This is a genomic window from Geodermatophilus sp. SYSU D00779 (genome assembly GCF_054050595.1).
The window spans coordinates 90,371-104,114 of record NZ_JBJGZQ010000008.1; the positions used below are offsets into that span (position 1 = coordinate 90,371).

The following is a 13,744-nucleotide window of genomic DNA, read 5'->3' on the forward strand; positions in this document are numbered from 1 at the left end:
CCGTGCAGGTCAGGGGGTGAGTTCGACCACCACGGGGGCGTGGTCGCTGGCGCCCTTGCCCTTGCGCTCCTCGCGGTCGATGCGCGCGCCGCCGACCCGGGCGGCCAGGGCCGGTGAGCCCAGCACGAAGTCGATCCGCATGCCCTCGCGGCGGGGGAAGCGCAGCTGCGTGTAGTCCCAGTAGGTGTACACGCCGGGGCCGGGGGTGTACGGCCGGACGACGTCGGCGTACCCGGCGTCGACGACCGCGCGGAACGCGGCCCGCTCCGGCTCGGAGACGTGCGTGGAGTGCGCGAAGACCCGCACGTCCCACACGTCGTCGTCCTGCGGGGCGATGTTCCAGTCGCCGACCAGGGCGACCTGCGCGCCGGCGTCCTCGGCCAGCCAGCCGGTGGCCGCCGTCCGCAGCGCCTCGAGCCACTGCAGCTTGTACTGGTAGTGCGGGTCGGTCAGCGTGCGTCCGTTGGGCACGTAGAGGCTCCACACCCGCACCCCGCCGCAGGTGGCGCCCAGCGCGCGGGCTTCCGGCGCGGGGTCGACGCCCTCCTTCGCCGACCAGGTCGGCATCCCGGGGAAGCCGACCTCGACGTCCTCCAGGCCGACGCGGGACAGCACCGCCACCCCGTTCCACTGCGAGTGGCCGACGTGCGCGACCTGGTAGCCGAGGTCGGTGAAGCGGGACTCGGGGAACTGGTCGTCGCGGCACTTCGTCTCCTGGAGAGCGAGGACGTCGACGTCCGAGCGCTGCAGCCAGGCGACCACGCGGTCGGCGCGGGTGCGGATCGAGTTGACGTTCCAGGTGGCGAGACGCACGGGGACCGACCATACGGAGTGCTCGACGGGTCCGGTCCGGCCTCCGGGCGGCCGTCCGGGGTGAACCCCTCCACGTCCGGGGTACTCGGACGGGTGGCGGTCCAGGTGGGGGAGCCGCGGGGGCGCTGCGGCGGCGCGACGGGTGGGAGCATGGGGTGCTGACGGGCTGCCACGGGTCGCCCCACGTCGAGACAGTGAGCGAGGAGGACCCGTGAGCGAGCACGACTGGGACCTGACGCGTCCCATCGGCCCGTCGCGGCCCCTGCCGCCACCGCCGGAGAGCCCGCGCCGAGGGGAGCCAGCTCCTCGTGGCCGCGGCCTCGCCGCGACGCTGGGCCTGACCGTGCTGAACGCCGTCCTCCCGGGGACGGCGTTCCTCGCAGCCGGCCGGCGCCGGCTGGGCGCGCTGGTCCTCGTGGTCTTCCTGCTGCTGGTCGGAGGCGCCGCCTGGCTGGCCACCACGGGCCAGCGGGTCGCCGCGCAGGTCGCCGTCGACGCCTCCGCGCTGACCTGGGTGTTCGGCGGGATCGTCGTCCTGGGCCTGCTGTGGGTCGCCGTCGTCGTCGGAGGCCACCGCGCGCTGCTGTCGCCGCGCACCTCCCGCGGCGGGAAGGTGCTGGGCGGTGTCCTGGTGGCCGCGCTGGTGGCCGGCATCGCGTACCCGGTGGTCACGGCCGGCCAGGTGGCGCTGGCCCAGCGCGGGCTCATCGACGGGCTCTTCGCCGATCGCGAGTCGGCCACGGTGACCGACGAGGTCGACCCCTTCGGCGACCAGGAGCGGGTCAACGTGCTGCTGCTGGGCGGGGACGGCGGTGAGGGTCGCGAGGGCGTGCGCACCGACACCGTGATCGTGGCGAGCATCGACACCGACACCGGCGACACGACGCTGTTCAGCCTGCCGCGCAACCTCGAGGACCTGCCCTTCCCGGCCGACAGCCCGCTCGGCGACGTCTACCCGGACGGCTTCGACGCCGGCAGCGAGAGCGAGAGCCTGCTCAACGCCGTCTACCGCAACGGCCCGCGCGACCACCCCGACGTCCTCGGGCCGACCGACGACCCCGGGGCGGACTTCCTCAAGCTCGGCGTCGGCGAGGCGCTCGGCCTGGACATCCACTACTTCGTGCTGGTCAACCTCGACGGGTTCAGCCGGCTGGTCGACGCCCTCGGCGGGATCACCGTGGACGTCAACTACTGGGTGCCCATCAACGGCAACCCCGGCACCGGCGAGCTGCCCGACGACTACATCGAGCCCGGCCCCGACCAGCGGATGGACGGCGCGCGGGCGCTGGCCTTCGCGCGCGGCCGCTTCGGCCTCACCGACTACGACCGGATGGACCGTCAGCGCTGCACGATCAACGCGATCATCCAGGCCGCCGACCCGGTGACCCTGCTGGAGCGCTACCAGGAGCTCGCGGCCACCACGCAGGACATCGTGAGCACCGACATCCCCCGGTCGGCCCTCGACGACTTCGTCGACCTGGGCTTCCTGGTCAAGGACGCCGAGGTGCGCAGCGTGGTCTTCGACGACACGGTGATCAACCCGGCCTACCCCGACTACGACCGGATCCGCGCGATTGTCGGCGAGGCGCTGGACCCCGCACCGGCGGCCGACGACGCCGCGAACGGCACAGCCACGCCGACACCCACGCCGGCTCCCACCTCGCCGACCGTGGCGCCGGGCGTGCCCACGGGCGAGGCCGGGGCGGTGACGGACGTGACCGACGCCTGTGCCTACGACCCCGCCCGGGCCGCCGAGGCCCGCGCCGCCGGCGAGCCGCCGAACCGGGCCGACTGAAGAAGGACCACCCTCCTCCCCACGCCTCGCAAGCTCGGCGCGGGCCCCTGGAGGGTGGCCGGTTCCAGTGCCTCACCAGGTTCGGTGCGGGCCCTGGAGGGGCGCCGTTCCGGTGCCGCACCGGGGTCGGGGCAGGTCCCGCCAGAGGGGTCGGCGGGTGACGGCGCCTAGGGTCGATCGCATGACCTCACCCGCGGGGGACCGCCGCGAGCGCCTCGTCGCCCTGCTCGTGGCCGGTGTGGCCGTCGTCCTGCTGGTGTCGTCGCCGACCTGGTTCGCCAGCGGCCGGACCCTCGTGGGGGTCGCCCAGCTGTTCCTCGGCGCGGTGCTCGCCGCGGTCGCGGCCTTCCTGTACCGGCGCGCGCAGCGCCGCTGACCACCGCACCCGACGCGGGGCCGCCCCGGCCGTGGCCGTGGACGGTCGCATTGCGCCGCGACGAGACCGGCAGCACGCTGACCGGACCTGTCGATGACCGAGTGGAGGTCGGCGTGAAGCTGGACAAGCAGGAGCTGTTGCGGGTGCTGCACACGGAGGGCGACAACGAGACCGCCGACAAGGTGGCTGCCGCCCAGCTGCCCGACGAGATCGACACCGAGCGGGACGGCGACACGCTCGACGGGCTCGGGCTGGACCGCACGCAGCTGATGGCCAAGCTCGCCGGCGGCGGCTTCGGCGGGACGATCGCCCCCTGACGTCGTCCCGGCGGCTCAGCGGGCGCGGAGCCCGGCGCCCAGCTCGACGGCGTGGTCGAGGAACGGGACGACGACGGCGGGGTCGACCTCGTCCGGCGTCGTGAACTCGAGTGCGCGGACCTGGCGTCCGGTGCCCGTCAGGCGGCCCTGCGGGTCGGGCAGCCGTGCGCCGTGCTCGAACACCAGCTGCACGCGCTCGGCTCCCGGGAACAGGGCACAGACGAAGCCGGCGGCGGGATCGCGGTAGTTGATCGAGTGCCAGCCGCGCCGCACCCGCTCCTCGAGCTGCGGATGGGCGTCCAGCAGCACGGTGCGCAGCCGCTGCGCGGTGGCCGCCACCCCCTCTGGGTGCTCGCTCAGCAGGTCGTCGGCTCCCGGGTCCCTGGGCACGGCCGCAGCCTGGCACCGGGCACCGACAGCCGGGAACGGCTGCCGGTGCCCGGCCGGGGTCCTCCCTCAGCCGGCGTACGGGCGCTCCCGCGCCAGCTCCTCCTTGGCCACCCCGCGGATGTGCACGGCGTCCGGGCCGTCGACGATGCGCAGCGTGCGGGCGCTGGCGTAGAAGCGGGCCAGCACGGTGTCGTCGCTGACGCCGGCCCCGCCGTGCAGCTGGATCGCCCGGTCGATGACGTCGAGGGCGACCCGGGGGGCGGCGACCTTGATCGCGGAGATCTCGGTGCGGGCGCCCTTGGCCCCGTGCTTGTCGATCAGGTCCGCGGTCTTGAGCACGTAGAGCCGGGCCTGGTCGATCTCCATCCGCGACAGGGCGATCGCCTCGCGCACGGTGCCCTGGTCGGCCAGCGGCCGGCCGAACGCCACCCGGGCCTTCGACCGCTCCACCATCAGCATCAGCGCCCGCTCCGCCATGCCGATCGCCCGCATGCAGTGGTGGATGCGGCCGGGGCCGAGCCGGGCCTGGGCGATCATGAAGCCGTCACCCTCGCCGGCCAGGATGTTCGACACCGGCACCCGGACGTCGGTGAACCGCAGCTCCGAGTGGCCGTGCTGGTCCTGGTACCCGAAGACCGGCAGGTGCCGCACGATCTCGAAGCCGGGGGTGTCCCGGGGGACGAGCACCATCGACTGCTGGCGGTGCGGCGGCCCGTCGGGGTCGGTCTTGCCCATGACGATGAAGATCTGGCAGCGCTCGTCGGCGGTGCCGGTGATCCACCACTTGCGGCCGTTGAGGACGTACTCGTCGCCGTCGCGCACGATCGAGGTCTGGACGTTCCGGGCGTCGGACGACGCGACGTCCGGCTCGGTCATCGCGAACCCGGAGCGGATCTCCCCCTCCAGCAAGGGGGTGAGCCAGCGCTCCTTCTGCTCGGGCGTGCCGAACAGCATCAGGGTCTCCATGTTCCCGGTGTCCGGGGCCCCGCAGTTGGTCACCTCGGGGGCGATCACCGGCGACCAGCCCATGATCTCGGCGACGGAGGCGTACTCCAGGTTGGTCAGCCCGCCGAATTCGTGGTGGAAGAGGTTCCAGAGGCCACGCTTGCGGGCCTCGACCTTCAGCTCCTCGAGCACCGGGGGGTGCTCGTGGTTGTCGTGACCGCGTTCGGCGCGCCACGCCTCGTACACCGGCTCGGCGGGGAAGACCTGCTCACGCATGAAGTCCCACATCCGGCCGCAGACGTCCTCGGCTCGTGCGGAGAGGGCGAAGTCCATGGACGCAACGTAGAGGGCGGCGTGACCGGCGTCTCGCCAGGGGTCCGTCCCGCGGATCGCGCTCAGGACGGCGGGTCGTCGTCCGGCCACGACTCCCCGGCGGGCAGCCAGCAGCTGAACGCGAACGGGCAGCCGATCAGCACCAGCAGGGCCATCAGACCGAAGGCCGCCGGCCCCAGCAGGAGCGGCGCGGCGACGACCACCACGGCACCCAGGACCACCACCCAGAGCGCGCCGCGGCCCGCTGGGGGGCCCAGGGTGCCCGGGCCGGCGGCCAGCCGAGCGGCCAGGTCGGGGTCGTCGCGGGCGAGGGCCTCGCCCAGGGCGCGCAGCACGGGGTCGTCGTCCACGGCACGGGCCTCCGGTTCCGGCACGTGCGGCGCCCCGGGCTCGGGCGCGGGCGGGACGTCGTCCCCCGGGTCGAGTCCCTGCCCTCCCAGCCTCCGCCGCGGACCGCGGGACCACCAGCCCCCCGTGCGCGCCGTCTGGCCGCGGACGCGCCGGAGGCCGGGCCCCGTGCAGGGCCCGGCCTCCGGCGACGTGCTGGAACGGCTCCGCTGCAGGGCCCCGCGCCCAGCCTGCGAGGCGTGGGGGCAGCGGGGTCCTCGCTCAGACGCGCGTGGTGCGGCCGGGAACGGCATTGCGCACCGGGCCCAGCGCGATGGCGAGACCGGCGAGCGCGCTCACCAGGTGCAGCCAGTTGTCGGCCCAGTTGAGGCTCAGGAAGTCCCAGGTCTGGCCGACGGCGAAGAGCCCGTAGACGAAGGTCGCGCCGTAGCCGACCGCCAGGAGCCACCCGTAGGTACGGGCGCCGGCGAGGGTCCGCGCCAGGACCAGCCCGGCGGCACCGATGAGGATGTGCACGATGTTGTGGAACGGGTTGACCTCGAAGCCGATGATCGTCTCGTTCGTGTCGTGCCCGAAGAAGTTGTCGAAACCGGTGATGAAGAAGCCGACGACCCCGACCAGCAGGTAGACGGCGCCGATCACCAGCGCGAGGAGCTGCGGCCAGGTCCGCGCTCCGGTGTTGGTGTTGCCCGTAGCGGCCATCGTTGTCCTCCAGTGTCCGTTCGGGCCGCCAGTGCTCGACGGCCCGGGATCTCCCGATACCCACCCGCTGGCGTTCCGGAACGACTTTCACCCGGCCGAGTGGGGCACAACACGTCGACGGGGTCGTCCCGACGAGCCGTCGCAGCGATGCGCACCAGCTGTTCGCCGGCCGGCGCCCGGGCGGTTCAGCAGCCCAGGGGTGCCCGGCGTGTCGTGTACCCCGGAAGGGGCACGTGTCACCTGGCCGTAGTCGGTGGCCGCTCGACTATGGTCGGGTGGTCACCCGGTCAGACCGGGCGGGAGGGACCGGTCCTGGCCCCGTGCGCCACGGGGGACCACGGGGTCAGGACCGCTCTCCTCCCCGCTCAGCGCCGCGTGGCCCGGGCCCGGCGGACGACGAAGGGGCCGATCGCCAGCAGGTCCACCGGGGCCGAGCCGAAGCACTCCAGGGCGTCGCGCGGGTCGTCGACCATCGGCCGGCCGGCGGTGTTGAGGCTGGTGTTGACCACGACCGGCAGGCCGGTGCGCCGCTCGAACGCCGCGATCATCCGGTGCACCAGCGGCTCGGTCCCGCGGTCGATCGTCTGGATGCGCGCCGTCCCGTCGACGTGGGTGACCGTCGGGATGCGGTCCTTCCACTCCGGGGCGACGTCGTGCACGAAGAGCATGTACGGCGAGGGGATCGGACCGCGGCCGAAGATCTCGGGCGCGCGCTCCAGCAGGACCATCGGCGCCACCGGGCGGAACTGCTCGCGGCCCTTGACGTCGTTCATCCGCTCGAGGTTGGCCTCGTAGCCGGGGTGGGCCAGCAGCGAGCGGTGGCCCAGGGCGCGCGGGCCGAACTCCGAGCGGCCCTGGAACCAGGCGACGATGCCGTTGTCGGCGAGCACCTCGGCCACGGCCTCGGCGACGTCGTCGGGCCGCTCGTAGTCGATGGCCGCCGTCTGCAGCCACTGCTCGATCTCGTCGTCGGTCCAGCTGCGGCCCAGCGCGGCGCCGGGCATCGGCTCGGTGCGCTCGCCGAGCTCGGTGGCCACGTGCAGCGCCGCGCCCAACGCCGTCCCGGCGTCACCGGCAGCCGGCTGCACCCAGACCTCCTCGAACGGGCTCTCGGCCAGGATGCGGGTGTTGGCCACGCAGTTGAGCGCGGTGCCACCGGCCAGTGTGAGGGTCTTCTCGCCGGTCTGCTGGTGCACCCAGCGGGCCAGGTCGACGAGCACCTCCTCGAGGCGCTGCTGGACGCTGGCGGCGAGGTCGGCGTGGGCCTCGGTCCAGTCGTCCCCCTTGCCCAGGCGGGGGGCGAACTCGGTGAAGTCGATCCTCTCGGTGACGAAGCCGCCGTCCCCGGTGGCCCGGATGAGCTCCGACAGCTCGCCGACGAACCGTGGCTTGCCGTAGGAGGCCATCGCCATGACCTTGAACTCGTCGGAGCTGCGCAGGAAGCCGAGGTGGTCGGTGAGCTCCTCGTACATCAGGCCCAGCGAGTGCGGCAGCGTCTGGCCGGCCAGGACCTCCAGCCGGCCGTCGGTGTAGCGGCCGGCGAGGTGGCTGTGCGCCTCGCCGCGGCCGTCGAGCACCAGCACCGCGTTGTCCCGCTGCGGCGCGGCCAGCCCCGCGGACGCTGCGTGCGCCACGTGGTGCTTGACGAAGCGGACCTTCGCCGGGTCGAGGCCGGGCAGGGCGTGGGCGAGGAAGTCCGGGGCCATCTCGGCGTACTTCTTGCGCATGACGTCGCCGCCGTCGAACAGCCCGGACTCCTCCGGCGTGGCCATCAGCGCGGGGTCGAAGGAGTAGGCGACCGCGTCGAGCTCCTCGGGGCGGATGCCGGCCTCCCTCAGGCACCACGCCGCGGACAGCTCGGGCAGCTCCCAGGCGCTCCACGGCAGGGGACGCTTGCCGTGCTTGCGCCGGCTGAACCGCTCCTCCTCGGCCGCAGCCACGACCCGGCCGTCGACGACCAGGGCCGCCGACGGGTCGTGGTAGATCGCGTTGATGCCCAGGACCTTCACCCGTGTACTCCTCCCGCCGCCGGGCTCGGAGGACGCCCGGTCTCTGTGGTGATCATGGAGCCGTCGACAGCACTTCGCAGGACGAGGGCTTCCGCGCGGCGCCGTCCCGGGGCCCGCCCCGAGCTGTGACGGCTCCCTTGCAGGGTCCCGCCGCGAGCCTGCGAGTGGCGGGGGGCAAGGGGGTCCTTCACGGGGAGGACGGGGTCCATCTTCAGGTGTCGCGGCGTTCGAGCAGGTCGTTGTCCAGGACGGCGGCCAGCGCCAGCGTCTTGTAGCCGACCTCCTCGAACAGGACGACGAGCCGGTCGTCCTCGACGCGCATGACCACGCCGGGCCCCCACTCGGCGTGCTGCACCGGGGTCTGCGCCGGGAACGGCGTCTCGTCGTCGTCGGGTTGCTCCTGGGACAGGCCGGCGTCGCAGTTGTCGCAGTTGCCGCACGGCTGCTCCAGCTGCTCGCCGAAGTAGCCCAGCAGGAACTGCCGCCGGCACTCGGTGGTCTCGGCGTAGCCGCGCATCATCTCGACCCGGCTCTGGTCGACCCGCTCGTGGTGCTCGGCCAGCTCCCGGGCCGCAACCGCGGCGTCGCCGGGGTCGGGTGCGCCCTCCACCGGGTGGGCGGCGCCCTCCTCGTCGAGCGCGACCGCCGACACCTGCTCGAGCAGGTTCAGGTCGCGGGCCAGGGGGGTGGCGGGCCGGCCGGTCTCCTCCCGCAGCTGCTTGACGTCGACGCCGTCGTCGATGCCGGCGGCCTGCGCGGCCGCGACCAGGCCGGCGACCTGCTGCAGCTCCTCCTCCGGCGGGATGCCGGCGGCGAAGAACTTGCGCAGACCCAGGTCCTCCTGGCGGTACACGAGCAGGGCCAGCGCGGGCTGCCCGTCCCGGCCGGCACGGCCGATCTCCTGGTAGTAGCTGTCGACGGAGTCGGCGGGCTCGGCGTGGACGACGAAGCGGGTGTCGGGCTTGTCGATGCCCATGCCGAAGGCCGTCGTCGCGACGACGACGTCCAGCTCGTCGTCCATGAAGGCGCGCTGGGTGTCCTCGCGCTCGGACTTCTTCAGTCCCGCGTGGTACGGCCGCACCCGCAGACCGCGCTCGGTGAGCTCGGCGGCGATCGACTCGGTGCCCTTGCGGGTGGCGCTGTAGACGATGCCCGGGGTCCGCCCCTCGCCGACCAGCTCGGTCACCCGGTCGAGCACCGCCTGCTCCTTGGTGTGCGCGTCGGCGTGCTGCTCGACCTCCAGCCGGATCTCCGGCCGGTCGAACCCGGCCACGACGACCCGGGCGTCGCGCATGCCCAGGCGCTCGACGATCTCCGCGCGCACCGGGGGCGCGGCGGTGGCGGTGAGGGCCAGCACGGTCGGGTGACCGAGCTGCTCGATGACCCCGCCCAGCCGCAGGTAGTCGGGGCGGAAGTCGTGGCCCCAGGCGGAGACGCAGTGCGCCTCGTCCACCACGAACAGCGCCGGGTGGGCCCGGGCGACGGCCTCCACGACGTCGGGCTTGGTCAGCTGCTCGGGCGCGAGGAAGAGGTGGCGGACCGTTCCGTCCGCCAGACCCTCGAGGGCGGCGCGCTGGTCGCCGGTGGAGAGCGCGGAGTTGAGCTGGGCGGCCCGGCCCTCGAGTCCGTCGAGCTCGTCGAGCCGGTCGACCTGGTCGCGCTGCAGTGCGATGAGCGGGGACACGACGAGCACCGGCCCGTCGACCAGCTGCCCGGCGACCTGGTAGACGGCGGACTTCCCGGCACCCGAGGGCAGCACCGCGAGGGTGTCCCGCCCGGAGACGACCGACTGCATCGCCTCCTCCTGGCCGGCCCGGAACCCCTCGTAGCCGAGCAGCTCGCGCGCGGTCTCCCGGATGCGGCGGGTGCGGACGGAGGGCGACGCCCCGGCGGGGTCGGTCTGCTTCTTGCGGGGCACCAGCACCCGCTGCCCGACCGCTGGGATCGGCAAACGACGCGCAGGTGGACGCCCGGGCGTCAGCGCAGGTGCGCCTGACGGGACCCGACGTCGGCGGAGTCGGCGGCCGCGCGGCCGGCCCAGTAGCCCCCGGCGTCCATCGACGACCGGCTGCGGGTGCTGCGCACCTGCGGGAACAGCTCGGTGAACGCGTCGTCGACCGCCTCCTGGCGCGAGCGCAGCACGGGCAGCAGGTCCACGCCCCGCTCCGCCGCCGCCGCTCTGGTCGCCCGCTCGCGGGCGCTCGCCAACCGCTCGCCGATGCGGCCCGCGTAGCCCAGCAGGAACGCCCGGCGGAACGAGCGGGAGGCCGACCGTCGTCCCGTCGCCCGCTCGGCGGCTCCCAGCGCCTGACCGACCTGCAGGAGCAGCGAGGTGAACAGCAGCTCCACCGCGTCGAGGTCGGCGGCGATCCCGACCAGGTTGGCGATGCCCAGCCCCGGATACCAGACCAGCCGGACGCCGTTGGCGTCGGCGACCGCGCCCAGCAGCTGGGTCTTGGCCCGCACGTACGGGTCGTCGACGTGCACCCGGCGGGTGGCGACGTCGGTGCGGGGCGGCGTCCCGCCGGGGTGCAGGAGCACCGCGTCCACCGCGTGCCGGGTCATCAGCTCCTGGGCCTTGGCGGTGAGCGCCTCGGCCTCGTCGGGGTACTCGGTCGACTCGGCCTTGGCCAGCAGCGCCCGGATGCGGCGCAGCACCCGTGCGTCGTCGGGGGCGGCCGTCCCCACCCGGCGCGCAGCCGCACCCCAGCGGGACGGCGGGGGGACGAGCTGGTCGAGCCGGGCCAGGCAGGTCAGCGCGCCGGCGAGCAGCAGGACCGTGCGCACGACTCCACGGCCGGCCCGCCCTCCGCGCGGTGCCAGGCGGCCACGACCGCCGGGTCCCCGGGCGTCAGGGCGCCCAGCTCGCGCAACTGGTCCACCCACACCTCCGGCGCCCGCGAGGCCGCACCGGTGACCCGCGCGTCCTCGGCGACCAGCGCCACCACCAGACGGACCGACCGGGCGGGGGACCGGCGGCGCACCGAGTGGACGACGTCGGCCGGCTGCCACCCTCGCTCCCAGGCCGCGGCGAGCGCCGACAGCAGCGCCCGGGTGGCGCCCCCGGAACCGTCCACCGCGGGGTCGCGCGCGGCCAGGACGGCGGCCATCGCCTCCGCGTCGTCGTCGAGGTGCCGGTCGCCCTGGAGCAGGAGCTCCTGGAGCCAGGGGTCGTCCGCGGTCGTGGTCGCCATGCCCGGGATGCACTCCCGGCGGTCGGACGGGGGCGGTGCAGCCGTGTGGACGGCGGGTCGCCGTCCACAGGGCTGCACCCAGCGGACGCGGGTCACCTCGGACGGCGGAGCCAGTCCCGCTCGATCTGCTCCGCGGTCGCCGGGCTGCCGAGGAGGAAGCCCTGGACCTGGGGGCACCCCAGCTCCCGGAGGCGCTGCAGCTGCGCTCCCGTCTCCACGCCCTCGGCGGTGACGGTGGCGCCGAGGTGCCCGGCCAGCGCGAGCACGGCGGAGACGATCGCGTCGGTCGGGCGGTCGTCGGGCAGTCGCGCGACGAAGGAGCGGTCGAGCTTGAACGCCTGTGGCGTCCGCTCGCGCAACGCCGCGAAGCTGGAGTAGCCGGTGCCGAAGTCGTCCAGGGCGAGCGTCACGCCCGCGGCGGTGAAGCGCTCCAGGGCTGCCCGTGCCCCCGGCTCCATGGCGTAGGACTCGGTCATCTCGAGCTCGAGGGCGTCCGCGGGCAGGCCGATCCGGTCGAGCAGAGCCAGGACGCGCGGGGCGAAGTCCGCGGGGAGCAGCTGACGGGTCGAGACGTTGACCGCCACGCGCGGGGTCGAGGCGGCCCCGAAGGCCCGTCGCCACTGCGCCGCCTGGGTGCAGGCCCGCTCGAGCACCTGCATGCCGAGGTCGTGGATCAGCCCGGTCTCCTCGGCCACGGCGATGAACTCCGCCGCCGGCACGTCCCCCCGGTCGGGGTCGTGCCACCGGGCGAGCGTCTCGACCGCCGCGAGCCGGCCGTCGGTCACCCGGACGATGGGCTGGTAGGCGACGGTCACCGCTCCGGCCGCGACCGCCCGGCGCAGCGCGGCGCGCAGCCCCAGCCGGTCCCGGGTCTGGCGGCGCAGCGGTTCGTTGAACACCTCGTACCGGTTGCCCCCGGTCGCCTTGGCCCGCTGCAGGGCCAGGTCGGCCGCTCGGAGGACCTCCTCGGCGTGCCCGTCCTCGTCCGATCCGGTCAGGCCGCCCCGCTCCCCGCGGAGGCGCGGTCCCGCGAGGCCCTCGGCGTCGGCGACCGCGACCCCGACGCTGCCCGTGACGACGACCTCCCGGCCGTCGAGGGCACACGGCTCGGCCAGCGCGGCGAGCAGCCGCTCGGCCACCCCCGCCGCCTCCTCGACGCCGGTCACGCCGTCGAGCAGGACGGCCAGCTCGTCCCCGCCCAGGCGGCTGACCAGGTCGCCGGGCCGCACCGCCCGCTCCAGCCGGCGCGCGACCGTCACGAGTAGCTCGTCACCGGCGTCGTGCCCGAGCTGGTCGTTGACCCCCTTGAAGCCGTCGAGGTCGCAGTAGAGCACCGCGAACCTGGTGTCCGGACTGCGCTCGGCCCGGTGCGCTGCGGCCTCCAGGCGGTCCATGAGCAGGACCCGGTTGGCCAGCCCGGTGAGGGAGTCGTGGACGGCCGCGTGCTCGGCGGCCGCGATGCTCGCCTGCCGGCCGGTGACCAGCGCGCCGAGGGTCAACCCCGCCAGGGTCAGGGTCACCAGGCCCAGCTGCAGTCGCAGCGGACTGTCGACGACGTCCCGGCCGACCAGTGCCACGGCGACGGCGTTCGCGACGAGGACGGCGAACACCACCCGGGGCAGCCCGCCACGCACGGCGATCCAGATCAATGGCACGTACACCAGGTAGGCCAGGTCCAGCCCACCCACCGCCGGCTCGCCGTAGGCGAGGTAGACCGTCGCGAGCAGCAGGGTGGCCTGCCCGACGAGCTCCACCCGCTGGTCCAGCAGGCGGGCGGCGAGCCGGCCCAGCCACCGTGGCCGGACCCGGACCGACCAGGACGGGGGGCCGTACCGGCGTCCGACCTGGGGTGGGTGGGCGAGCGGGGGTCGGTCGCGCCAGAGCGCGGGCACCCGCCGGCTCGCGACGAGCAGGGCGGGCGTCAGCACCCCGACGCCCGTGGCCCGGCCGGACCAGAAGCCGAGGACGCCTCGGAACAGCTCGCCCCAGGTCAGCAGCCCGGCGACGGTGTAGTGCAGGACCTGGACGACCGCGACGACGAACGGTCCGGCCACGGCGGCCAACCCCAGCAACCAGAAGGCGTCACGCTGACCGGGCAGGCGCGGGTCGATCCGCAGCCGCCGCAGCAGCAGCCAGGCCGCGGCCGTGTAGACGGCGGTGCTGACCACGCCGCCGAGCCAGACGCTGACCCAGCTGACGTCCGGACCGCTCACCACCAGTCCGTGCAGCGGGTCGGTCAGCAGGAGGAGCGGGGCGTAGCGCAGCCCGAACACGAGCAGCAGGGCGAAGCTCAGCCCGGTCGGGGGGTACCACAGCGACACCTCCTGGCGGGCCTGGAAGACGCTGGCCAGGACGTCCAGCGCCAGCCAGAGCCCCAGGTACACCACCGAGACGATCAGCGGACCCCGCCACCGGCGCATGCGCTCCCGGCCTCCTGCTCTCCCGACGGGCATCGGGCGCCGGTTGCATCCGACCTCGTCCAGGTCTGGGTCCTACCCCGCCGAACGCGGTCCACCGGTGGC

Annotated in this window: 13 protein-coding genes; 3 read left to right on the forward strand and 10 right to left on the reverse strand. The window is 74.5% G+C overall.

All coding sequences use genetic code 11. The features are described 5' to 3' along the window. Nucleotides 1-9 precede the first annotated feature (9 nt). On the reverse strand, nt 10-813 hold the full coding sequence (locus tag ACI79G_RS08370; protein WP_456880677.1) for an exodeoxyribonuclease III: 804 nt from the start codon (nt 811-813) through the stop codon (nt 10-12). A gap of 211 nt (nt 814-1,024) precedes the next feature. Between ACI79G_RS08370 and ACI79G_RS08375 the strand changes: the two genes are divergently transcribed. The 3 genes from ACI79G_RS08375 to ACI79G_RS08385 all read left to right on the forward strand — a co-directional run bounded on the left by ACI79G_RS08375 (nt 1,025) and on the right by ACI79G_RS08385 (nt 3,301). Next, complete coding sequence (locus tag ACI79G_RS08375; RefSeq protein WP_456880678.1) at nt 1,025-2,608, forward strand: LCP family protein; 1,584 nt, start codon at nt 1,025-1,027, stop codon at nt 2,606-2,608. Nucleotides 2,609-2,789: 181 nt separating this feature from the next. Beyond that, nucleotides 2,790-2,984, forward strand: a complete 195-nt coding sequence (locus ACI79G_RS08380; protein WP_456880679.1) for a hypothetical protein — start codon at nt 2,790-2,792, stop codon at nt 2,982-2,984. 113 nt (nt 2,985-3,097) lie between these two features. Beyond that, on the forward strand, nt 3,098-3,301 hold the full coding sequence (locus ACI79G_RS08385; RefSeq protein ID WP_456880680.1) for a hypothetical protein: 204 nt from the start codon (nt 3,098-3,100) through the stop codon (nt 3,299-3,301). Nucleotides 3,302-3,316: 15 nt separating this feature from the next. On the opposite strand, the gene ACI79G_RS08390 is transcribed toward ACI79G_RS08385, so the two are convergent. The 9 genes from ACI79G_RS08390 to ACI79G_RS08430 form a co-directional block, all read right to left on the reverse strand. After that, nucleotides 3,317-3,691 carry a DUF1801 domain-containing protein gene (locus tag ACI79G_RS08390; RefSeq protein WP_456880681.1) on the reverse strand — a complete coding sequence of 125 codons (375 nt, stop codon included), beginning with the start codon at nt 3,689-3,691 and terminating at the stop codon, nt 3,317-3,319. Nucleotides 3,692-3,757: 66 nt separating this feature from the next. Continuing rightward, nucleotides 3,758-4,969: an acyl-CoA dehydrogenase family protein gene (locus ACI79G_RS08395; RefSeq protein ID WP_456880682.1), complete on the reverse strand. Its 1,212-nt coding sequence runs from the start codon at nt 4,967-4,969 to the stop codon at nt 3,758-3,760. 62 nt (nt 4,970-5,031) lie between these two features. Continuing rightward, on the reverse strand, nt 5,032-5,319 hold the full coding sequence (locus ACI79G_RS08400) for a DUF3040 domain-containing protein (protein ID WP_456880683.1): 288 nt from the start codon (nt 5,317-5,319) through the stop codon (nt 5,032-5,034). A 259-nt stretch (nt 5,320-5,578) separates the two neighbouring features. After that, a complete protein-coding gene (locus tag ACI79G_RS08405; protein ID WP_456880684.1) occupies nt 5,579-6,019 on the reverse strand; it encodes a DUF4383 domain-containing protein in 441 nt (146 codons plus the stop codon). 365 nt (nt 6,020-6,384) lie between these two features. Further along, a complete protein-coding gene (locus tag ACI79G_RS08410; RefSeq protein WP_456880685.1) occupies nt 6,385-8,028 on the reverse strand; it encodes a carbamoyltransferase family protein in 1,644 nt (547 codons plus the stop codon). 211 nt (nt 8,029-8,239) lie between these two features. Then, the gene (locus ACI79G_RS08415) at nt 8,240-9,979 is read right to left on the reverse strand and encodes a RecQ family ATP-dependent DNA helicase (RefSeq protein WP_456880686.1); all 1,740 of its coding nucleotides are present in this window, start codon (nt 9,977-9,979) and stop codon (nt 8,240-8,242) included. Between the two features lie 26 nt (nt 9,980-10,005). After that, nucleotides 10,006-10,815: a DUF2786 domain-containing protein gene (locus ACI79G_RS08420; RefSeq protein ID WP_456880687.1), complete on the reverse strand. Its 810-nt coding sequence runs from the start codon at nt 10,813-10,815 to the stop codon at nt 10,006-10,008. Next, nucleotides 10,782-11,222, reverse strand: a complete 441-nt coding sequence (locus tag ACI79G_RS08425; RefSeq protein ID WP_456880688.1) for a hypothetical protein — start codon at nt 11,220-11,222, stop codon at nt 10,782-10,784. Before ACI79G_RS08425 ends, ACI79G_RS08420 begins: the two co-directional genes overlap by 34 nt. Before the next feature lie 92 nt (nt 11,223-11,314). After that, entirely contained in the window at nt 11,315-13,642 is a 2,328-nt protein-coding gene (locus ACI79G_RS08430) for a putative bifunctional diguanylate cyclase/phosphodiesterase (protein ID WP_456880689.1), read from the reverse strand. Nucleotides 13,643-13,744: the final 102 nt, after the last annotated feature.

Coding starts and splice junctions, on each gene's coding strand:
- ACI79G_RS08380 (WP_456880679.1), top strand. CDS start 2,790: ATGACCTCACCCGCGGGGGACCGCCGCGAGCGCCTCGTCGCCCTGCTC.
- ACI79G_RS08395 (WP_456880682.1), bottom strand. CDS start 4,969: ATGGACTTCGCCCTCTCCGCACGAGCCGAGGACGTCTGCGGCCGGATG.
- ACI79G_RS08405 (WP_456880684.1), bottom strand. CDS start 6,019: ATGGCCGCTACGGGCAACACCAACACCGGAGCGCGGACCTGGCCGCAG.
- ACI79G_RS08425 (WP_456880688.1), bottom strand. CDS start 11,222: ATGGCGACCACGACCGCGGACGACCCCTGGCTCCAGGAGCTCCTGCTC.
- ACI79G_RS08430 (WP_456880689.1), bottom strand. CDS start 13,642: ATGCGCCGGTGGCGGGGTCCGCTGATCGTCTCGGTGGTGTACCTGGGG.